The 18,481-nt window shown below is 49.2% G+C and carries 18 protein-coding genes; 5 read left to right on the top strand and 13 right to left on the bottom strand.

Annotated features, from left to right (window positions below):
- Window positions 1-20: 20 nt before the first annotated feature.
- The 3 genes from ACFMKP_RS05810 to ACFMKP_RS05800 form a co-directional block, all read right to left on the bottom strand.
- The gene (locus ACFMKP_RS05810; protein WP_382289903.1) at window positions 21-1,007 is read right to left on the bottom strand and encodes an ABC transporter permease; all 987 of its coding nucleotides are present in this window, start codon (window positions 1,005-1,007) and stop codon (window positions 21-23) included.
- A gap of 152 nt (window positions 1,008-1,159) precedes the next feature.
- Complete coding sequence (locus tag ACFMKP_RS05805) at window positions 1,160-3,226, bottom strand: peptide ABC transporter substrate-binding protein (protein WP_382289901.1); 2,067 nt, start codon at window positions 3,224-3,226, stop codon at window positions 1,160-1,162.
- Window positions 3,227-3,799: 573 nt separating this feature from the next.
- Window positions 3,800-4,426, bottom strand: a complete 627-nt coding sequence (locus ACFMKP_RS05800) for an NADPH-dependent F420 reductase (protein WP_382289899.1) — start codon at window positions 4,424-4,426, stop codon at window positions 3,800-3,802.
- A gap of 705 nt (window positions 4,427-5,131) precedes the next feature.
- Between ACFMKP_RS05800 and ACFMKP_RS05795 the strand changes: the two genes are divergently transcribed.
- Window positions 5,132-5,668 carry a hypothetical protein gene (locus ACFMKP_RS05795; protein ID WP_382289897.1) on the top strand — a complete coding sequence of 179 codons (537 nt, stop codon included), beginning with the start codon at window positions 5,132-5,134 and terminating at the stop codon, window positions 5,666-5,668.
- A 49-nt stretch (window positions 5,669-5,717) separates the two neighbouring features.
- Here ACFMKP_RS05795 and xylB read toward each other — a convergent pair whose 3' ends face one another.
- The gene (gene xylB, locus ACFMKP_RS05790; protein ID WP_382289895.1) at window positions 5,718-7,217 is read right to left on the bottom strand and encodes a xylulokinase; all 1,500 of its coding nucleotides are present in this window, start codon (window positions 7,215-7,217) and stop codon (window positions 5,718-5,720) included.
- 357 nt (window positions 7,218-7,574) lie between these two features.
- Between xylB and ACFMKP_RS05785 the strand changes: the two genes are divergently transcribed.
- Together ACFMKP_RS05785 and ACFMKP_RS05780 are read left to right on the top strand one after the other, a co-directional pair.
- The gene (locus ACFMKP_RS05785; RefSeq protein ID WP_382289893.1) at window positions 7,575-8,126 is read left to right on the top strand and encodes a sigma-70 family RNA polymerase sigma factor; all 552 of its coding nucleotides are present in this window, start codon (window positions 7,575-7,577) and stop codon (window positions 8,124-8,126) included.
- Window positions 8,123-8,944, top strand: a complete 822-nt coding sequence (locus ACFMKP_RS05780) for a hypothetical protein (RefSeq protein ID WP_382289891.1) — start codon at window positions 8,123-8,125, stop codon at window positions 8,942-8,944. Before ACFMKP_RS05785 ends, ACFMKP_RS05780 begins: the two co-directional genes overlap by 4 nt.
- On the opposite strand, the gene ACFMKP_RS05775 is transcribed toward ACFMKP_RS05780, so the two are convergent.
- From ACFMKP_RS05775 to ACFMKP_RS05740, 8 genes are all read right to left on the bottom strand, one after another.
- The gene (locus ACFMKP_RS05775) at window positions 8,941-9,762 is read right to left on the bottom strand and encodes a nucleotidyltransferase domain-containing protein (protein WP_382289889.1); all 822 of its coding nucleotides are present in this window, start codon (window positions 9,760-9,762) and stop codon (window positions 8,941-8,943) included. The genes ACFMKP_RS05780 and ACFMKP_RS05775 overlap by 4 nt on opposite strands.
- A gap of 60 nt (window positions 9,763-9,822) precedes the next feature.
- On the bottom strand, window positions 9,823-10,158 hold the full coding sequence (locus ACFMKP_RS05770) for a hypothetical protein (protein ID WP_382289887.1): 336 nt from the start codon (window positions 10,156-10,158) through the stop codon (window positions 9,823-9,825).
- 490 nt (window positions 10,159-10,648) lie between these two features.
- Window positions 10,649-11,101, bottom strand: a complete 453-nt coding sequence (locus ACFMKP_RS05765) for a macro domain-containing protein (protein WP_382289885.1) — start codon at window positions 11,099-11,101, stop codon at window positions 10,649-10,651.
- A 175-nt stretch (window positions 11,102-11,276) separates the two neighbouring features.
- On the bottom strand, window positions 11,277-11,660 hold the full coding sequence (locus ACFMKP_RS05760; RefSeq protein WP_382289883.1) for a VOC family protein: 384 nt from the start codon (window positions 11,658-11,660) through the stop codon (window positions 11,277-11,279).
- A 54-nt stretch (window positions 11,661-11,714) separates the two neighbouring features.
- Entirely contained in the window at window positions 11,715-13,094 is a 1,380-nt protein-coding gene (locus ACFMKP_RS05755; protein WP_382289881.1) for a sensor histidine kinase, read from the bottom strand.
- Window positions 13,091-13,786 (bottom strand): response regulator, encoded by a 696-nt coding sequence (locus ACFMKP_RS05750; protein ID WP_382289879.1) that lies wholly within the window; start codon window positions 13,784-13,786, stop codon window positions 13,091-13,093. Before ACFMKP_RS05750 ends, ACFMKP_RS05755 begins: the two co-directional genes overlap by 4 nt.
- Window positions 13,787-13,826: 40 nt before the next feature.
- Window positions 13,827-14,156, bottom strand: coding sequence for a hypothetical protein (locus ACFMKP_RS05745; RefSeq protein ID WP_382289877.1), 330 nt, complete (start codon window positions 14,154-14,156; stop codon window positions 13,827-13,829).
- Window positions 14,153-14,683 carry a DUF4405 domain-containing protein gene (locus tag ACFMKP_RS05740; protein ID WP_382289875.1) on the bottom strand — a complete coding sequence of 177 codons (531 nt, stop codon included), beginning with the start codon at window positions 14,681-14,683 and terminating at the stop codon, window positions 14,153-14,155. The genes ACFMKP_RS05745 and ACFMKP_RS05740 overlap by 4 nt, the downstream gene beginning before the upstream one ends.
- 209 nt (window positions 14,684-14,892) lie before the next feature.
- Between ACFMKP_RS05740 and ACFMKP_RS05735 the strand changes: the two genes are divergently transcribed.
- The gene (locus ACFMKP_RS05735) at window positions 14,893-15,627 is read left to right on the top strand and encodes a hypothetical protein (RefSeq protein WP_382289873.1); all 735 of its coding nucleotides are present in this window, start codon (window positions 14,893-14,895) and stop codon (window positions 15,625-15,627) included.
- 387 nt (window positions 15,628-16,014) lie between these two features.
- Window positions 16,015-16,995 (top strand): ADP-ribosylglycohydrolase family protein, encoded by a 981-nt coding sequence (locus tag ACFMKP_RS05730; protein WP_382289871.1) that lies wholly within the window; start codon window positions 16,015-16,017, stop codon window positions 16,993-16,995.
- A gap of 138 nt (window positions 16,996-17,133) precedes the next feature.
- Here ACFMKP_RS05730 and asnS read toward each other — a convergent pair whose 3' ends face one another.
- A complete protein-coding gene (gene asnS, locus ACFMKP_RS05725; RefSeq protein WP_382289869.1) occupies window positions 17,134-18,477 on the bottom strand; it encodes an asparagine--tRNA ligase in 1,344 nt (447 codons plus the stop codon).
- Window positions 18,478-18,481 lie beyond the last annotated feature (4 nt).

Genomic DNA, 18,481 nt, shown 5'->3' with positions numbered 1-18,481 from the left:
TGAGACTAGGGCGCAACAAATTAGGCTTCGAGCTTAATCCGCGGATCAAGGATGCTATACAGGATGTCGGCTAAAAGGTTGGCTAACATCACCCCAAGGGCCAAAATAACCGTGCTGGTGATCACCAATGGGTAATCGCGGGCACCAAGCGCGGTGGCAAACAATTGGCCAATCCCTGGAATCCGAAAGATGTTTTCAATCCAAACTGAGCCAACCAACGCATACGCAATTTGGGGCGCAGTTGTTGTTACCACAGGAATCAAGGAGTTGCGCAGCGCGTGGCGCATAATCACGAGGCGTTCGGAAATACCTTTCGAGCGCGCGGTGCGAATAAATTCTTGGCTCATGGTTTCGGCAACTTGGTTACGCGTAAAGCGCGCAATCCCTGCAATTGGCCCCAGCGCCAAGGTAAGCACTGGCAAAATCAATTGCTTAATTGTGGGCAGCGGCGTATCCCAACCACCATTCGGCAAGATCTTCCAAACCTGGCCAGAGAACACTAAGATCAGCACAATCGCCAAAACATAGACCGGCACAACTTGGCCGACCATCGAAAAGCCAGTCACAATATAATCAACCCAAGAATTGCGGCGGAAGCCAGCAATCACCCCGAGCGGAATCCCGACGATCAGCGCAAGGCCAATCCCGAGGAAAACGATCAGCAAGGTTCGCGGCAAGCGTTCACGCACCATATCTTGAATTAAGATACTTGGGCTTTGAAACGAGGGGCCGAAATCGAAGGTCACCGCATTTTTGGTGTAAGTCCAAATTTGCATATACAGTGGTTTATCGAGGCCATAGCGTTCGTCGAAGAGGGCTTTTTGAATTTTGAAGGTTTCACTATTACTGTTTGAGAGCGTGGTCATCGCGGCCACTGCTCGCTGCACATCCATAAAATTGCCGGGCGCTTTGGCGAGCAGGGTATAGGATATTGCAATAATCACCACCAGCGAGACTGCCATCATCGCCAAGCGCTTGAGTAAGAAGAGAATAAAATTGACTCGCATAACGACCCTACCATTGCTAAATGACAAGTAATCAACAGTGCATTCCATCATGGCAGAGCCGGCGATCAACTCTTACTGCCGTGTGTCAGGAAGAATGCGTACAGTGGTGGTTACTGGCGGGTGTGAAACAACACCCGCCAGTTGGGCAGAGCTTATTCAGTCCACTGTAAATATTGATATTGGAAGATCCCGCCCCAAGCCAGTTTGTTAATCACAATCCCTGAGAGGCGTGCATCGGTTGCGTAGTACAACTTGTCGTAGTAGATGGGGATCATCCAAGCTGAGTCGATTGCCAATTGTTGAATTTCGGGCAAGGTTTCCCAAGCTTCGTCGAGGGTTTGGCCAGCCAATTTCAACATCAAGCGTTGGGCTTGTTTGTTTTCATCGGTACGATAATCATACCACGTTGCGTCTTGTTCTTCCTTCAAGAGCAACAACAAGCCATCTTTGTAGGCGGTCAGCTTTTCAGCATCGTCTTTGGCAGCGGTAAAGCGTTCGTTGATTGCATCCCATTGCTCTTTGAAGCTTGGGGCAGCAGCAGCTTTCGCCGAGATTTTGGCCATTTCTGGCTCTTCGATTTTGTTGATTTCTTGGCGCTTGGTCCAAGCAGCTTCGGCGCGAGTAGTCAAAGCAGCCCAATCGCCAACGGCTTCGGTGCTGCTCACAGCATCGATTTGGGTTTGATATTCAGCGTACTTGGCCATGCCACCTTCTTTGTAATCCATGAAGTACCAAATGTGGTTGGTAGCCAAGGTCAAGTCGAGTGGTTGGAACCAGTTCATTGGGCCGCCAAGGGTGGCGAAGCCCGGTTGAATATCTTTGTTGTAGTTTGCCCATTGGATGTTTGAATAGACTGGGCCTTCGTTGTTTTGAATCACAACCTTCACGCCCAAGTTATCTTGCCACATCTTGACGACAGCTTCGATCCAAGGCATTTGTGGGTCGTTTGATGGTGGAGCATAGAAGGTCAATTCTGGGAAGCCAGCGCCATCGGGATAGCCAGCTTCGGCCAGCAATTGCTTCGCCTTGGCTACGTCGTAGCTCAAGCTCTTCACTTTATCCTTGACCCGCACATCGCTGTTGAAGGTGTCGGTTGGCACAGCCAAGCCCTTCAAAATTTGGTCGGTGATGGCTTTTTTGTCGATTGACAAGGCGAATGCTTGGCGCACTTTTACATCTTGCAATGGACCAGCATCCAATGAGCGGTTGTATTCGATACCCTTCCAAACGATTGGGTTTTCTTCGCTCTTGATGTTGTCTTTGATGTCGGGGTTGCCTTGAGCGTAGGCCAATTGGCTTGCATCTTCAAGGAAGGTGAATTGAATTTCTTGGTTTTCGAAGGCTTGCAAGCGGGCGTTAGCATCGGCGTATGGGCGCAACACAATCGTGCCTACGTTGCCAATGCCGTCGCCAACATAATTTGGGTTGCGCTTGAGCACAATATCGCCGCCGCTAACCCACGATTGAACAACGTATGGGCCGTTGTAGACAGCGTTCTTGGGGTCGAACCAGTCACTTGGGTTTGCTTCCAAGCTCTTGGCATTGATTGGCATGGCGTTCATCACTGGCAAGAAGTTGATGAAGGCAGCGTTTGGCTGGCTCAAGGTAACTTCGATGGTGTAGTCGTCGACCAATTTGAAGCCGACTTCATCAACACCAACTGCGCCAGCTTTGAAAGCATAGCCATTTTTGACATAACCCATCATACCTGCCCACATTGGAGCATCTTTCAATTCTGGGCCAGCTGCCCGAACCCAAGCAGCATAGAAATCTTTAGCGGTAACGGGGTCGCCGTTCGACCATTTTTTATCTTTGCGCAGTTTGATCGTCCAAACTGTGTTGTCTGCTGAAGGGGTAGCGCTTTCGGCGATTTTTGGCACGATATTCAATTGTTGATCGTAGCCATACAAGCCTTCGAAAACAACGCCTTGTGAGACAAACAATTGAGCTGACCAGTAGGCATGGTCAAGGCTGGTAATCCCACCTTGTTGGAAAGGCAAGGTGACGGTTACATCTTTGACATCGCTACTAGCAGGAGAAGCTTGGACATCAGTGCCAGCGGTTGGTGCGGTAGTAGCTGAAGCATCGCTAGCAGGAGTGGCTTGGGTTGAACCGGTCGTGGTTGCAGTTGAGGCGGCACCGCCACAGGCTGCGAGGATTGGCAAAACGAGAATCAGGAGCGCAATCAGGCCCCACAAGTTTTTTGGCTTCTTTACCATGGGAATTTCCTCTTCTTTGAGCAAATTGAATCCAAAACGACGTACTACAATGTTAAGCGTTTGGGTTGCTAATTCGATCGTCGATGAGCCTCCTTAGCTAGAGACAATCAAACTTGATCATTCTCACAAGCCTGTTCCAACCGAGAAGCTAGCTAGATAGGTGCTTCTGATGCCGTTGTCGAAGCAAGCAGGTGCATGCTGGGTCTTAGCTGCCGAACATTTAGGTAGGAGATTAACTACTTTTTTTAGTAAAGAAAATAAGTTCTCTGGAGGCTATTGCAGTTTTATTATGAGCGATAGACCGGTCTCTCAGCCCGATAACCGCCGATTTAGCACTGCCATAGTCGCTAAATGTCCCGCAAACGTGAAATTCACTGAAGAGTTATTGAAATTTGTGCTTATTATAGAAGAATTGCTCTAAATGTCAAGTTGTTTTTTTACTAAAAATTTTAGAAAAAGATTTGAGACATATTCTTTAGATTTGCTTAAACAACCCAAGCGGCACATACTAGCAAAAACAAAAATCCCCTCGCTAAGCAACTAGCGAGGGGTGAGGGCAAGTGGCAAGGCAATTTACTGCTGAGCTAAAATCGCCTCAGCTTCAGCCACACTCAACACGCGACCATGGCCAGCTAACGGCCCTGTTCCAGTCGAGAACAAACGTCCGCCCTCGCGCAAATTGCCTAAATCCATGGCAGTTGCGCCCAAGGCTTCGATCAAGTCAATCACAACCTGTTTCGCTGCGTGATCATCGCCTGCCACAAACAAGGCTTTGGGCGTTGGCGTTGCCTGCAAATAAGCCAAATCGGCAAATGGCTGATGATTAAAGGCCTTGACTAAACGTGCTTGCGGCAAGAGTTCAGCCACAATTTCGCTTGAGCCACGCCCAGCTAAATCGTAAAAATCAGCAGGTTTTGGCCCAAAACGGTTATTGATTACGTCAACCACAATCCCTTGATACGTAGCCAATGGCTCCAAGGCTGCTGGAATATGCTGCCAGCGCACAACCAACACAATCATTTCAGCCCGTTGTAATTCGCTTGGCGTAACCGCCGTAACCTGTGGCCCAAGTTGCTCGACCAGTGGTTGCAACGAGGCTGGGCCACGCGAATTGGCCAACAAAACCATATGCCCCCGCTCAACCAGCAATTCACAAAATAATTGGCCAACTTTACCGACACCTAAAACCCCAATTAACATCGTTGCCTCCACACCAAGAGCTAATGCTCCGCTCACTATAATGTGGCGCGGAGCACGCTTGCTCAATATTCGGTAGGAGCAAGCCACTGTCCATTAGCACAGGGATGAGGGATGAGGGATGAGGGATGAAGGATGAAGGATGAGGAATGAATGTTATCAAAGCCTATAGCTGTAATGGTTCATTGGGTTAACCACGACTTGATTCCCTCACCCCAACCCCTCTCCCACGTGGCGGGCGAGGGGCCTTAAAACCCTGGTTTTACCGCAATTCTTCATTCAAAACGGCGGCTCCCCCTCGCCCGCGTTCAGTGGGAGAGGGGGCTGGGGGGTGAGGGAACATGGTTGCCAATCCAATGTATCAGTACATATAGCCTATAGCCCTCTCCTCTTCGTGCTCTTCGCAGATTAATGTTTAACGCAGAGGCACAGAGGATTAATGACTTTGGGCTAGCGGGAACGTCATCACAATAATCTGTGCAAGCTGTGGCTAAAAATAATGTTCATTTCTTCGTTCCCTTCGCGTTCTTCGTGGTTCCCGTAACATAATCCCTGATCCCTGATGCCTCATACCTTCGTGCGCTTCGTGGATAAAAACTTAAAACTATCGTCCTGAAAAAGATAGCGCCTACAATCAACACTAACTGGGATTAATTTGGCAACGCAACAATGCTATAGTCAGCCATTCGCGTTTTGAGGAGAATAATCATGAGTAACCAACCCAATTACTACCCGCCAACGCCACCCAACAACCAACCAAACTCCCAAGATCCCTATCAAGGCCAATATCAGCAAGCGCCGTATGGCCAAAATCCCTATCAAGCCCAATATCCACCACAAGCGCCGTATGGCCAAAATCCCTATCAAGGCCAATATCCAGCGCAAGCGCCCTATGGTCAAAACCCCTATCAAGGCCAATATCAGCCAATCAATTATCCCTATCATGTGCCGAATCTGCTGCGAACAGATCCCAGAATCGATCGGCGACGTTCGAATATTGCCTTTGGATTGTGTATTGTGGGGTCAATTATTGGTGGTTTTCTGCTCAATAATAATCATATTGAGCCTGAAAGAACGCTATCAATCATCTCTTTTTTGCTTGCTGGCATTGCTTGGGTGGCTGCTTGGTGTTTTTCAACCAAAAGCAAGGGCTATTCGCCATGGCTTGGTTTGGTATCAATCTTAGGGATTTTGGGCATGATCGTATTAATGGTTATTCCTAACCGCAACAAAATCCGCTATTAAAAAACTGCGCTGCCTGCAATTCAAGCAGCGCAGTTTAATCAACCACGATTTAGGCTTCGGCGGCTGCCAAGGCTGGGTACAATGGTTGCAACGCGGGATAAATTGCGCGATAGGTTGCATATAATTCTGCATAGCGCGCTTGATCGGCGCTTGGCTCGGTAGGGTCGCTCAAGCGCACGGTCGCCGCAACCGCTTGATCAACATCGTTAAACCAGCCAGCTCCAACCGCCGCCAACAAAGCAGCTCCATAAGCAGCGCCCTCGGTCGTGCTTACCCCAACCAATGGCGCGCCAAGCACATCGGCTAAAATTTGCCGCCACAACCGATTACGCGTGCCCCCACCAGAGGCCCGAATCGCGCCAATGGTACCGATTCCAGCTTGGCTCATTAATTCAAGGCTATCGCGCAAACCAAAGGCCACGCCTTCGAGCACTGAGCGGGTAAGATGCGCTTGGCTATGGCGCACAGTCAAACCAATAAAACCACCACGGGCTAATGGGTCGGGGTGCGGCGTGCGTTCGCCAGTCAGATAGGGCGCAAAGAATAATCCAGCACTACCAACCGCCACATTTTCGGCAGGCTCCAGCAATTGATCATAGCTTAATTGCGGGGCAAAGGTATCGTGATACCAACGCAAACTGCCAGCAGCGCTTAACATCACACCCATCAAATGCCAGCGCCCAGGCACTGCATGGCAAAATGCGTGCAAACGGCCTTCTGGCTCGATAATTGGGCTAGCTGTTGCCCCAAAAACCACGCCCGACGTGCCAAGGCTCAGCGCAATGCTGCCAGCTTCAACCACGCCAGTGCCAACTGCATTGGCCGCTTGATCGCCACCGCCGCCAACGACCGGAATGCCAGCCACCAAACCCAAGGCTGCGGCAGCCTCGGCATGCAATTGGCCAGTAACTGAGGGGCCTTCAAACAAACGGGGCAACCAAGCAAGGTCGACCTCAAGCGCCTGCGCCACTTCTGCCGACCATTGGCGGCTGCGCACATCCAATAACAATGTGCCTGCACTATCGGCCACATCGCTGGCAAACTCGCCAGTCATACAATAGCGCACATAATCTTTGGGCAACAAAATATGGGCAATTTGGGCATACAGCTCTGGCTCATGCTGCTGCACCCACAAAATTTTGGGCGCAGTAAAGCCCGTTAATGCCCGATTGCCAGTCAATTCGATCAGCCGTTGTGCGCCAAGCCGCTCGGTAATTTGCGCGCACTGCTCAGCCGTGCGTTGATCGTTCCAAAGCAATGCTGGGCGTAACACCTCGCCAGCTTGATCGAGCAACACGAGGCCATGCATTTGGCCCGCCAAACCAATTGCCACAATTTCGTTGGCTGCTACGCCTGCTTTGGCCAACACTTCTTGGGTACTTTCGCTACAAGCCTGCCACCATAAATGTGGCGCTTGCTCGCTCCACAACGGGCGCGGCGTTGCATAATCATAGGTCGCCTGACCAATGGCCACCACCGTGCCTTGTTGATCGATTAACAGGGCCTTGGTTGCCGTCGTCGAAATATCATAACCAAGTACATATGCCATGCTAGTTCTCCATACAATAAGTCACAAAGCAATACACCTTCGTGCGCTTCGTGTTCTTCGTGGTTAAAAGCTTACCGAACACCCATCAAAAGTCAAAAGGCAAAAGTCAAAAGGCAAAAGTCAAAAAGAACAAAGAGCATAGAGCATAGAACATATGGCTAATGGCTGATGGCTATGGGCTAGCGGAACAGCATCACAATAATCTGTGCAATCTGTGGCGAAAAAACTTAACCTTCGTGCGCTTCGCGGCCTTCGCGGTTACAGTCCCTTCGTGAATCAATTCAAGCCAAATTTGGAAAGTGCTTGTAATACTTTTGCTGGTTGCGTGTAGTTTAAGTGCGTCAGATAAGTGAGGCAATGATGATTAGGATTCAGCAACCAACGCTTGATACAAGCACAACCCAAATTGATTTTGGTGAACTGTACGCACAGCATTACCCGGCAATTTATCGCTACATTGACTATCGCGTGCGCGACCCCAGTATCACTGATGATCTCGTTGCCCATACCTTTGAGCGGGCAATGACCCGAATCGACACCTATCGCGCCGATCGTGGCTCGCTGGGAGCATGGATTTTTGGAATCGCCCGTCACTGTGTTGACAGCCATTTTCAGCGGCAACGCCGCCAGCGTTGGCTTTCATTAGATTTTATCCGTGAGCATGCTGCCGACAATAGCGACCTGCTGGCTGATACTGTGCGCGGCGAAACCCATCAGCAATTGCACCAAGCTTTGGGCAAACTCAAAGCCCATGAACGCGACGTGATTGCCTTGAAATTTGGGGCACGTTTGAACAATCGCCAAATTGCCGAAATTACCGGCCATAGCGAAAGCAATGTAGGGGTGATGCTTTATCGCAGCCTGCAACGCCTCCGCCAATGGTTGCCAAATACAGGATACGAACAATGATCGATAAGCAAATCCAGCAATTTAATGCTGATGTTGACCATTTGCTTGACATTGGTCAACTACCATCGTCCGCTGACTCTGATCATCAAGCCCTACTCGCTCTGGCCCAACAGTTAGGCCAAATCGGTTTGCAGCCAAACAGCACTCAACAGGCGGCTACCGCCAAACGAGTACAGCAGCTGCTCGGTAATCGCAAACCACTGTATGGAGGTTTTATGTTGAAATCGAAATTGCGTATCGGCTTAGCTCTCATGATGGCCTTAATTGTTGCAACCGTGGCCGTGCCGCCATTACGCAGCTATGCCAGCCAAATTTTGCACCAAATTGGCTGGTTGACCGTCAATAATGAGCCAACCAACGTTGAAAAATTGATCAACGAGCCTGAATCGGAGGCAACACCAATTCCAGACGAGCCAACCGCAGTCCCACCAGTATTGAGCGATGAGTTTGTCTACGCGCCAAGCTATTTACCAGCAGGCTACGTTGCCAAACCTAGCTACAATGGTCGCTACTATGCCAACGAAAATCCAGCCGATTCGATCTATATCCATGTCCGATCAATCGAAGAAGGCGATACCTTAAGCGTTGGCGCAGCCAGCACCACCCCAATTACCGTGCGCAACAAACAAGGCTTGTATGTTGAGCAAGTACCGTTGTACATCAAAGATTTGGGTGGCAAAATGTATCATGATGATCTCGAAACGGTGTCAGTCAACTTGATCTTGTGGGAAGAAGACGGCCAAATCGTGACGGTTGAAAGCTACATCTTGGGCCAAGCAGAGCTCGTGCAAATTGCCGAAAGCTTGCAAGCCAACTAAGCTAACAAGGCTGCTGTCGCTCGAATCAACTGTTCTAGCTCATCTAAGGCTTGGGCAATTGATTCGGGCTGCGGCTGAAGCAGGCTAAATATCCGCGCAACCTGCTGATCGTAAGCAGCTGGCACCTGCTTAAACCCACTTGCCAGCGCAACCGAACCTTTTTCGTTCATCCAATATTGCTGATTGAGGGCAAAGAGCGTCTGGGTTAGGACCATAACCGACCGAAAGCAACAGCCTGCAATATACGCCGAATCACCGTGTTTCACTGCTTTGCGCGCATTAGCAAGGGCGAAATCAGCTTCCCAAAAACGCCCAATCAATGCTTCTTGCAAGGTAGGTGGGTAGGCATGCAGCTGTTGCTTGAGGTTGGCCACGCTCGAATGGGGATCATACAAGGGCTGGCAAAGCGCAACTTCAGCCAAATAAATCGCCGAAACAAAGCCATGGGGATGGCCTGGCTGATAATCAATCGTCACTTGGCCAGCTTGGCAAGCAGCCAACACCTGCTCAACTTTATTCAAATCGCGATAGAGCCAATCAACAGGCATAGCCTGGATCGTCAACCAACCACCACCGTTAATCCACGGCCCCCAACCGCCAATGTCGGTCAACAGTTGCTCACGCTGCAAATCATCAAGTGCCTGCGCATGTCCTTGCAAAGCCGCAACATCCAAAGCGCTGCGATAATAAATCCCAATATCATAATCCGATTCGGCGTGATGCGTGCCTCGTGCCCGCGAGCCGCCAAGCACCAAGGCCTCCACTCCAGCCACCGTTCGCAAGTGCTCCACCACTAAATCAAGAATTTGTGCAGGCATAAATTGAGTGCTCCTTTCGTGAACGTTTATAGCACAAAAGCAGCACTCGCTCAATTAAACTTATTCCACATCCTGAAAATGGATTAAACGTGTACCTGTGTCAGCTCGCCAGATTTCTGTCTCATCGCGCACAATTGTCAATGGAATTTGTAAATGCCCTTGAATAAATTCGATTCCACGCTGATTTAGACAACGAGCTTTATTACGATCACAATTTTCGACTAATGCCCAAGGAGCTAAACTCAGTTTATTATGATTCCCATACGCACTCGCGCCAACCAATTGATAGATTTGTGATTTTATAATTGTTCGAGGTGTGCCATTATTCCATAAATACAGTAGTAAATCTTTATAATAGCTGGCAAATGTTTCTTTTCGAAAAGCTTGAGTGGTCATTACAATCAATCCTTTCATGCTTCTATCAATTATCAAAAGCTATAATTATCAAGATTTGGAATAGCAAAGCCAGTATATTCAAAGTATTCTTCCCACGCTGGAACTAACTGGTAGATCATATGAATATTCGTACAACGTTGGCAAATATAGGCATAATTTTTATTAACGACCTTAACAAGCATTGGAATTAAGCAAAGAGTACATGGAGCACTAGGAATATGCTCAGGTCTGATTGCGCGGGGTTTGCCACAGCTTGTACAATTTTGAGTGATGAATCCGCCTTCACGACTAACAACAATGAGGCTGCGGCTAGCACAACAATGTGACGATTGAAGGCTATACAATAGCGACTTTGCCATCTTAATAATCCTTTCGTTAATCATCGTTAGTAGATTAGCTGCAATTAAATGCCAAATTTTGCACACTCAGGATTAAATAGAAAAACACGCCCAAGGCGTGCTTCCAACTAAAGGCATCTAGTTTGTTTTGGCTATTGCGGTGGGTACAATTGAACATGCACGTTTGGCACGCGCTCAAAGGCTTTGATGATCAATGGCTCAACGTCGGCCCACGCCAAGCCGCCATAGCCACAGCCCAAGGCAGGCAGCGCCAGCGAATCTAGCGAATGATCGGCGAGCACAGCAATTAAAGCATCTAAGCCGCGCGCAATGTCGGCCAAGCGCGATTGCTGCTTCCAATGCTGTTTGGTGGGGAAATTGATAATCGTCACTGGCTGCTCAGCGCTTGGTTCAACAAACACAAACATCGCGCCAAGCTGCACCGCCCCAGCCCGACAAGCTTTGACATAGGCTTGATAATTGGCTGGAAAGGCTTGGCGAAATTGGAGCGCCAAGCCTTTGCCCATCACTCCAACACAATTAACTGGGTTTACCAACGCCGCAGTTTTGGCTGCTAACAGATTTCCTTGGCAATATTCAAGCATGGCAATGCTCACTTCTATCGTTCGCCACCCTTCCGTCCCTCCGCCGGAGGGAAACGCAGGGGTTTTCAGCCCCCTGCACCCCCTAAAATTCATTTGGTAGATTGTGAAGATCGTTCGATTTCCCCATCATGCATTTTCTTCGTGTTCTTCGCGCTCTTCGAGGTTGCGATCCCCGTTAACTTTGATACATTTGAATCCAATTGCCACATGTGTCATCGAAAATTGCAGCGCGAGTTGGCCCCATGTCGGTGGGTGGGCTACGAAATTCAACGCCCAAACCCTGCATGCGCTTATATTCTGTATCAATATCTTTAACTGCCAAACTCAAACAGGGAATGCCATCGGTTTTGAGCGCTGCTTGGTAGGCTTTGGCCGCCGGATGATTATTGGGTTCGAGCACAAGTTCAATTTCATCGGGTGCTTCGGGCGAAACGACAGTTAGCCATAAAAATTCACCAACGGGCACTTCAAACTTTTTGATAAACTCCAACACTTCGGTATAGAACTTCAAGGCCTTGGCTTGGTCATCGACAAACACGCTGGTCATCTTGATTTGCATACCATTCACCCTTTAACTATACGAACACATGTTTCAAACAGTATACGCCTGTTGTCAAGCAATTGGTAATGTAATGCTAAAACTCGTCCCTTCGCCTACGGTCGATTCGACCTCGATTTGGCCAGCATGGGCCTCAACAATTGCTTTGACAATTGCCAAACCCAAGCCCGTCGAAGCCTGATCTTCACGTTGGCGCGAGCTATCGCCACGGTAGAAACGGGCGAAAATATAGGGCACATCAGCAGCGGCAATTCCGTTGCCAGTATCGCGAATAATCAGTTGCACCGTTTGGGCTTGGCGCTTGGCAAGCAGGCTAATGCTGCCAACTTTGGTATGTCGCAAGGCATTATTAACCAAATTATTCAAGACTTGCGCCATGCGATCTGTATCGACCGAGACCGATGGCAAGCCTGCTTCAGTTTCTAATTTAAGCTCAATCTGTTGGCGCTCAGCCTGCACAAACGCGCCCAAGACTGTGCGCTCCAGCAATGCCGCTGGGTCAACCAAACGCCGATTGAGCGAGAGTTCGCCAGCATCGGCCAACGAAAGCACGCGCAAATCGTCAACCAAGCGCTGAAGATGGGTCACTTCATCAAAAATCACCGTGTAGATCGTCTCTGAGGGCTGTAAAACGCCGTCGCGCAAGCCTTCTGCATAGCCGCGCAAAATGCTCAGCGGCGTGCGCAAATCATGGGCAAGATCGGCGGTCATCTGTTTGCGCAAATGGGTGGCTTTGCTCAAATCGGCGCTCATATGATTAAACGAACGGGCCAAATCGCCAATTTCATCATTTGAACGCACCGCCACTTGCTGCTCTAAATGGCCAGCAGCCATGGCTTGGGTTGCCACCGTCAACTCGCGCAACGAACGAGTTAGTCGCCGCGCCAAAAACGTGCCAACCAACAAGGCAACGCTGGTGGCAAAAATCGCACTGATCGTAATCGCCCACGTAATGCGTTGATCAAAGGCTAGCTGGCCCGGCGATGGCCCCGTTTTGGTCAGCATTTCAGGGCTGAGTGCAGGTGGTTGCACACCTTGGATAATCCCAAATGCAATATAGCCCACGGTTTGGTTGGCAACGGTCAAGGGTTGAGTCGCATCCAAGGTAGCTTGATCAACAATTACGCCTGGAGCATACGGCCCATTAGCCAAAACCACCTTGCCATCACGGTCAAACAGGGTTGCGCTACGCCGATAAAAAGCCAAATCTGGCGCTTGATTGATCTCGGTTTCTAAGCCATCCCAGCTGGCGTGGCTCACATAATAATTGGTCACGGCAGTAATTAATGCCGTTTGATCGCGCTCCGAGATGAAACGATCAAACTCGTTGCGCGCGCTTTGGCGGGCCAGCAAAGCCACGACTAAAGCGCCAATCAAGCCAACGCCCAAGAAGGCAATGGTCAATTTCCAAGTCAATGAGCGTAGCATCATCATTCTGGCCGTTTCGCTCGGGCAAAGCGGTAGCCAACCCCATAGACAGTTTCGATATAACGCGGGTTTTTCGGGTCGGGTTCAATTTTGCTACGCAAATTGCGAATATGCACATCGATTGTGCGTTCGTAGCCCTCATATGCCTGTCCCGAGGTGCGATCAAGCAAATCTAAGCGCGAAAATACATGGCCAGGTGCGGCCATTAGTGTCGCCAAAATTTCAAATTCCGATGGCGTGAGGTCGATAATCTGCTCGCCAACCAGCAAGGTGCATGCCGAACGCTCCAGCACAATCTCGCCAATTCGCAGCATATCGGCTTGAGTTGGCGCTTTATAGCTTCGACGCAACACGGCTCGCACTCGTGCCATAACTTCACGTGCATTAAATGGCTTGGTAATATAATCATCAGCGCCAAGTTCCAAACCAATAATTTTATCGTGGTCTTCAATTTTGGCTGTTAATAAGATAATTGGCGTTTCTGCTTCTTTATACCAAGCACGCATAAAATCAAGCCCACCAAGTTCGGGCATCATAATATCAAGCAAAATTAAATCGGGCTTGACCTCACGCGCCACATACAAACCTTCACGACCATTTTTGGCTTCAAAAACGTTAAAGCCTTCATTTTGTAAATAACTGCGCAGCAATTCGCGCAGCTTTGCTTCATCATCGATGACTAAAATTGTTTGAGCCATTATGCGTTTCCAATCTCCCGCAGCGGGTGCAAACAAACAGCTAGAGCCAAACAACATCGCGGCGGCGACGCAACCAGCGCATGCCAAACGCCACCAACGCAATAATAATTGCCATAATAGCAGCATTGCGAATGATATGGCCAAAACCTCCTTCATGATGATCGCCACCACGCTCGCGGCCAGCAAATTCCGGTCGGGCAGCACTGGTCGATTGCTCAGTGGTTAGTTGGTCAGCCGCAAGCGTCAATTGGCGTTCAGGTCGCCCCGCAGCAAAGCCAGTTGCTGCGCTACTTGGCACGAATGTAACTAAACTTCCAATCACCAAAGCCGCTGCCAGCGCGATAATAACGATGCGTCCTAATAGTTTCATGATGATTGCTCCTTGGTAGCTAATTGAGTGGCTGGTTTGTGCAGGCGTTTGGCAATTGGCTGAAGCAAATAGCGCTTCGAGCTGCGCACAATCCAATCCCAATGCAACGCCAAATGCAAGCCAACCAGCACCACGACTACATTGGAAGCAAGACCGTGCAGGCTACGCCACGTCATATTGCTAGGTAATTTCAGCCCTAACAATGGCACAACCGTTTTGGAGATCATCACGCCAGTAAACATGATGATTGTTAGATCAATAAACAGGCTAATATTTAACATGTAATTAATTCGTTGTTGCCAGGCCACATTACCAAAAAGCTTCTTCGTGATTGCCACAATCCAGTGCCAGTGTAAGAGCAAGTGCACCATGATCATCGCTAACAAGCCCATGCTGAGCCATTCGTGAATTGGCTCGCCGGTGGCGTTGGGCGCGGTTGCAATTAAGAAGCTCATTCCGATCACCAGATCGACGAGATAATTGGTTTTGTTTCGATTGCCAATTTTGGGCTTGGTTGCCGTCTGCATACGCTAGTCCTTTATTGGTCAAGGTTGTTCAAATCGCTGAAGCTAGTTTAGAAAATAATTGTTCAAAGATTATGAAGAACTCGCCAACAATCTATTGGGATTAAGCCCATCGACTGATTCTGATCCGTCTGAGGGCTATGGCTCAAGCGCAGTCACATCAGCTATACTACGAGCAGATTTACATTAATTAGTAGTTGGAGGATTCCAGAATGGCTAAATTAAATCAAATTATCGCGGTCGAAAAAGGGGTCAAAAGCCGCTCATTTTCCGAGTTGACCGAAGCGCACCAAGCGTTGCAAAAACAAGCACTCTTGGCCGGGATTAGCCGCACCTATCGCCCAAAAGATGAAGAAGGTGAACAATTACCGCCAGAATCAACCAAAGTCCAAATGCGCGCCGAAGAAATTATTCGTCAAACAAGTACGATTTTAACGCGTTTATTTGATGTTACTGCAACCAAAGATTGGACAAATTGCGTTGCCAAGGCCAATGTTGTAGTTGATGGCCAAACCTTACTCAGCGATGTACCAGTGGCGTATTTGCTCTTTTTAGAAAAACAATTAGTCGATTTACAAACATTTGTGCGCAAATTACCAACCCTTGATGCAGCCGAAAGCTGGAATCTTGATCAATCGACCGATACATGGGCAACCGAGCCAGTGCAAACCGTACGCACCAAGAAAATCCCTCGTAACCACGTTAAGGCTGAGGCAACCGAAAAACACCCAGCGCAAGTTGAAGTGTATTATGAAGATGTGATTGTTGGTTATTGGCGCACGATTAAATTCTCAGGCGCATTGCCAGCCCGTCGCGTCAACGAATTACTCGAACGAATTAGCAAATTGCAACAAGCAGTCAAATTTGCCCGCGAAGAAGCGAATAATACTGAAGCAGTAGAACAAAAAGTTGGCGAACGCTTCTTGAGCTATTTGTTTGGGGAGTAAAGAAGAACATAGAGCAAAGAACATAGAACATAGCGAAATTTAACGCAGCGGCGCAGAGAACCAAATTTTACACGAAGGCTTGAAACCACGAAGAGCACGAAGATCACGAAGTAAGGCTATAGGCTATAGCTGTAATGGTTCATCACTTAACTACCTATTTCCCCTCACCCCCCTAGCCCCCGCTCCCGCCCGCGAGGCGAGGGGGAACCACGAGACACGTGCTCCCCTCGCCCGCGTCCAGTGGGAGAGGGGCTGGGGGTGAGGGCATGAACAATGTTGCCAACCTAATAAAGCATTACATATAGGCTTTTGACTTTTGACTTTTGATTTCATCCTTAATTCTCTGCGCCGCTGCGTTAAAACTTAATCCTTGTGATAATTGGAATTATGATGCAACAAGCAACAATTGCGTGGCAACGCTACGCGGCATGCTTAGTTGGCGCAGCAATTGGTGATGCCCTCGGCGCAACTTTAGAATTTCAGCGCCCAGGCAGCTTCGCGCCAATCAGCGATATACTTGGTGGTGGTGTGTTCAATTTGGCTCCTGGCCAATGGACAGACGACACCGCCATGCTGCTCTGCCTTGCTGAAAGTTTAATCGAATCCAAGGGTTTTGATCCAGTCGATCAAATGCAGCGCTATCGGCATTGGCTCAAAGCAGGCCATTTAAGCAGCACTGGCGGCTATATCGATAGCGGGCGCACTATTCGCGAGGCGATTAACTATTTTATTCAAACGGGCGATGCCTATGCAGGCGATCAAGATCGTTGGTCGGCGGGCAATGGCTCGTTGATGCGGATTGCGCCAATTGCTCTTGCTTATGTCAATAATCCCCAATTAGCCGATAGCTACGCTGCGGCTAGCTCGCGTACTACTCATGGCAATCAAATTGCGATCGATGCCTGTCGCTATTTCACTGGGTTAATTATTGGTGCATTGCAAGGAGTGCCGAAAACGCAGCTTTTAGCAGCCAATTATCATCCATTGCCCAAATATTGGCAGCAGCAAGCGCTCAGCCCTGAGATTGCCGAAATCGCCGCTGGCTCATTCCGCGAGCGCCAACCACCAGAAATCGAGGCCTTGGGCTATGTGCCGCGCACACTCGAAGCAGCATTATGGGCGTTTTACCATAGCACTTCATTTGAGCACGGCTGTTTGTTGGCAGTCAATTTGGGCAACGATGCTGATACGACTGGGGCAATTTATGGTCAGTTGGCAGGCGCGTATTATGGCGAAGTTGTGTTGCATTCGCCTTGGGCCAATAGAATCGCGCTTAAACAAACAATTGGTACATTTGCAGCAAAGCTCAATCTTTTGGCCTTTTTTAACCGCGAAGGACGCGAAGAGCACGAAGGTATGAGGGATTAGGTTTAGGGAACCACGAAGAACGCGAAGAGCGCGAAGGACGCGGCTATCGGCTATCGGGGATTCGTTGGAAATTCCAACTATTGTTCCGATAGCCTATTGCCCTTAGCCGATAGCCCTATGTTCTATGTTCTATGCTCTTTATGGATAAATCCGGTAGAGTTGGCGTGGGAATGGAATCGCTTCGCGGATGTGGCGCGTGCCAGCTAACCAAGCGACACAGCGCTCGATGCCCATGCCAAAGCCAGAGTGCGGCACGCTGCCATAACGTCGCAGATCCAAATACCATTGGTAATCGGCGACATCAAGGCCATGCTCGCGAATACGGGCTTCGAGCAATTCTGCATCGTGGATACGCTGCGAGCCACCGATAATTTCGCCATAGCCTTCTGGTGCAATCATGTCGGCGCAGCGCACCACTTCTGGGCGGCCTTCAGCTGGTTGCATATAGAAGGCTTTAACCTTGGTTGGATAATTGTAGATAAATAAGGGCTTATCGAACAAGCTCGCCAAGTAGGTTTCGTGGGGCGCGCCAAAATCGTCGCCCCATTCCAAAGGTGCTAATGGTGCGTTATCGGGAGCGACAGTCGCCCCAGCAACCACACCTTCTTTGATCTTTTCGATTGCTTCGTCGTAGCTGATGCGGGGGAATGGTGGCACAATATTTTCGAGCTTCGAGGTATCGCGCTCTAAAATTCTGAGATCATCTTCACAGCGATCAAGCACCCGCTGGACAATATACGAAACAAAGTTTTCTTGCAGTTCCATATTATCGTCTTGGTCGGCGAAGGCAAATTCTGGCTCGATCATCCAAAATTCGGTGAGGTGGCGGCGGGTTTTCGATTTTTCAGCCCGAAAGGTTGGACCAAAACAATAGACCCGTCCAAAGGTAGCCATGCCCGATTCAACATAGAGCTGGCCGGTTTGTGCCAAATAGGCATTGCCCAAATCAAAATATTCGGTTGCAAACAAATCGCTGGTGCCTTCGGCGGCGGTTGCCGTCAAAATTGGCGAATCGTAGCGCACAAAATGCTCGCTGTTCAAATATTCTTGGGCAGCAGCAATTACTTGGGCGCGAATCCGCAGCAAGGCATGTTGTTTGGCCGAGCGCACCCACAAGTGGCGATGCTCCATCAAAAATTGGGTTCCATGCTCTTTGGGGGTAATTGGGTAATTTTGGGTTAGATGCACAATTTCAATATCAGTTACATCTAATTCAAAACCCAAACTTGAGCGTTCGTCGGCGCGCAACGTGCCATGGATATAGCACGACGATTCTTGGGTTAATTCCTTGGCGCGGGCAAACACTTCTTCGCTAACGTTCTTTTTAAACACCACACATTGAATGGTGTCGGTACCATCGCGTAATTGAATAAAAACCAACTTGCCTTTTTCGGTTTTGTTATAGACCCAACCAGCAAGTTTTACCGCTTCGCCAACGTGGTCGGCGCTATCGCGGATATACATCGAGGGCAGCAGTGCCATAGAT

Origin of the sequence: Herpetosiphon sp. NSE202 (assembly GCF_042688385.1) — a bacterium.
Classification (GTDB): Bacteria; Chloroflexota; Chloroflexia; order Chloroflexales; family Herpetosiphonaceae; genus Herpetosiphon.
This window is presented reverse-complemented; position numbering and strand designations above follow the sequence as displayed.

Bases quoted from the DNA above. Each gene is read 5' to 3' on its own strand.
- ACFMKP_RS05810 (WP_382289903.1), bottom strand. From the start codon at position 1,007: ATGCGAGTCAATTTTATTCTCTTCTTACTCAAGCGCTTGGCGATGATG.
- ACFMKP_RS05805 (WP_382289901.1), bottom strand. From the start codon at position 3,226: ATGGTAAAGAAGCCAAAAAACTTGTGGGGCCTGATTGCGCTCCTGATT.
- ACFMKP_RS05800 (WP_382289899.1), bottom strand. From the start codon at position 4,426: ATGTTAATTGGGGTTTTAGGTGTCGGTAAAGTTGGCCAATTATTTTGT.
- ACFMKP_RS05795 (WP_382289897.1), top strand. From the start codon at position 5,132: ATGAGTAACCAACCCAATTACTACCCGCCAACGCCACCCAACAACCAA.
- xylB (WP_382289895.1), bottom strand. From the start codon at position 7,217: ATGGCATATGTACTTGGTTATGATATTTCGACGACGGCAACCAAGGCC.
- ACFMKP_RS05785 (WP_382289893.1), top strand. From the start codon at position 7,575: ATGATGATTAGGATTCAGCAACCAACGCTTGATACAAGCACAACCCAA.
- ACFMKP_RS05780 (WP_382289891.1), top strand. From the start codon at position 8,123: ATGATCGATAAGCAAATCCAGCAATTTAATGCTGATGTTGACCATTTG.
- ACFMKP_RS05775 (WP_382289889.1), bottom strand. From the start codon at position 9,762: ATGCCTGCACAAATTCTTGATTTAGTGGTGGAGCACTTGCGAACGGTG.
- ACFMKP_RS05770 (WP_382289887.1), bottom strand. From the start codon at position 10,158: ATGACCACTCAAGCTTTTCGAAAAGAAACATTTGCCAGCTATTATAAA.
- ACFMKP_RS05765 (WP_382289885.1), bottom strand. From the start codon at position 11,101: ATGCTTGAATATTGCCAAGGAAATCTGTTAGCAGCCAAAACTGCGGCG.
- ACFMKP_RS05760 (WP_382289883.1), bottom strand. From the start codon at position 11,660: ATGCAAATCAAGATGACCAGCGTGTTTGTCGATGACCAAGCCAAGGCC.
- ACFMKP_RS05755 (WP_382289881.1), bottom strand. From the start codon at position 13,094: ATGATGATGCTACGCTCATTGACTTGGAAATTGACCATTGCCTTCTTG.
- ACFMKP_RS05750 (WP_382289879.1), bottom strand. From the start codon at position 13,786: ATGGCTCAAACAATTTTAGTCATCGATGATGAAGCAAAGCTGCGCGAA.
- ACFMKP_RS05745 (WP_382289877.1), bottom strand. From the start codon at position 14,156: ATGAAACTATTAGGACGCATCGTTATTATCGCGCTGGCAGCGGCTTTG.
- ACFMKP_RS05740 (WP_382289875.1), bottom strand. From the start codon at position 14,683: ATGCAGACGGCAACCAAGCCCAAAATTGGCAATCGAAACAAAACCAAT.
- ACFMKP_RS05735 (WP_382289873.1), top strand. From the start codon at position 14,893: ATGGCTAAATTAAATCAAATTATCGCGGTCGAAAAAGGGGTCAAAAGC.
- ACFMKP_RS05730 (WP_382289871.1), top strand. From the start codon at position 16,015: ATGATGCAACAAGCAACAATTGCGTGGCAACGCTACGCGGCATGCTTA.
- asnS (WP_382289869.1), bottom strand. From the start codon at position 18,477: ATGGCACTGCTGCCCTCGATGTATATCCGCGATAGCGCCGACCACGTT.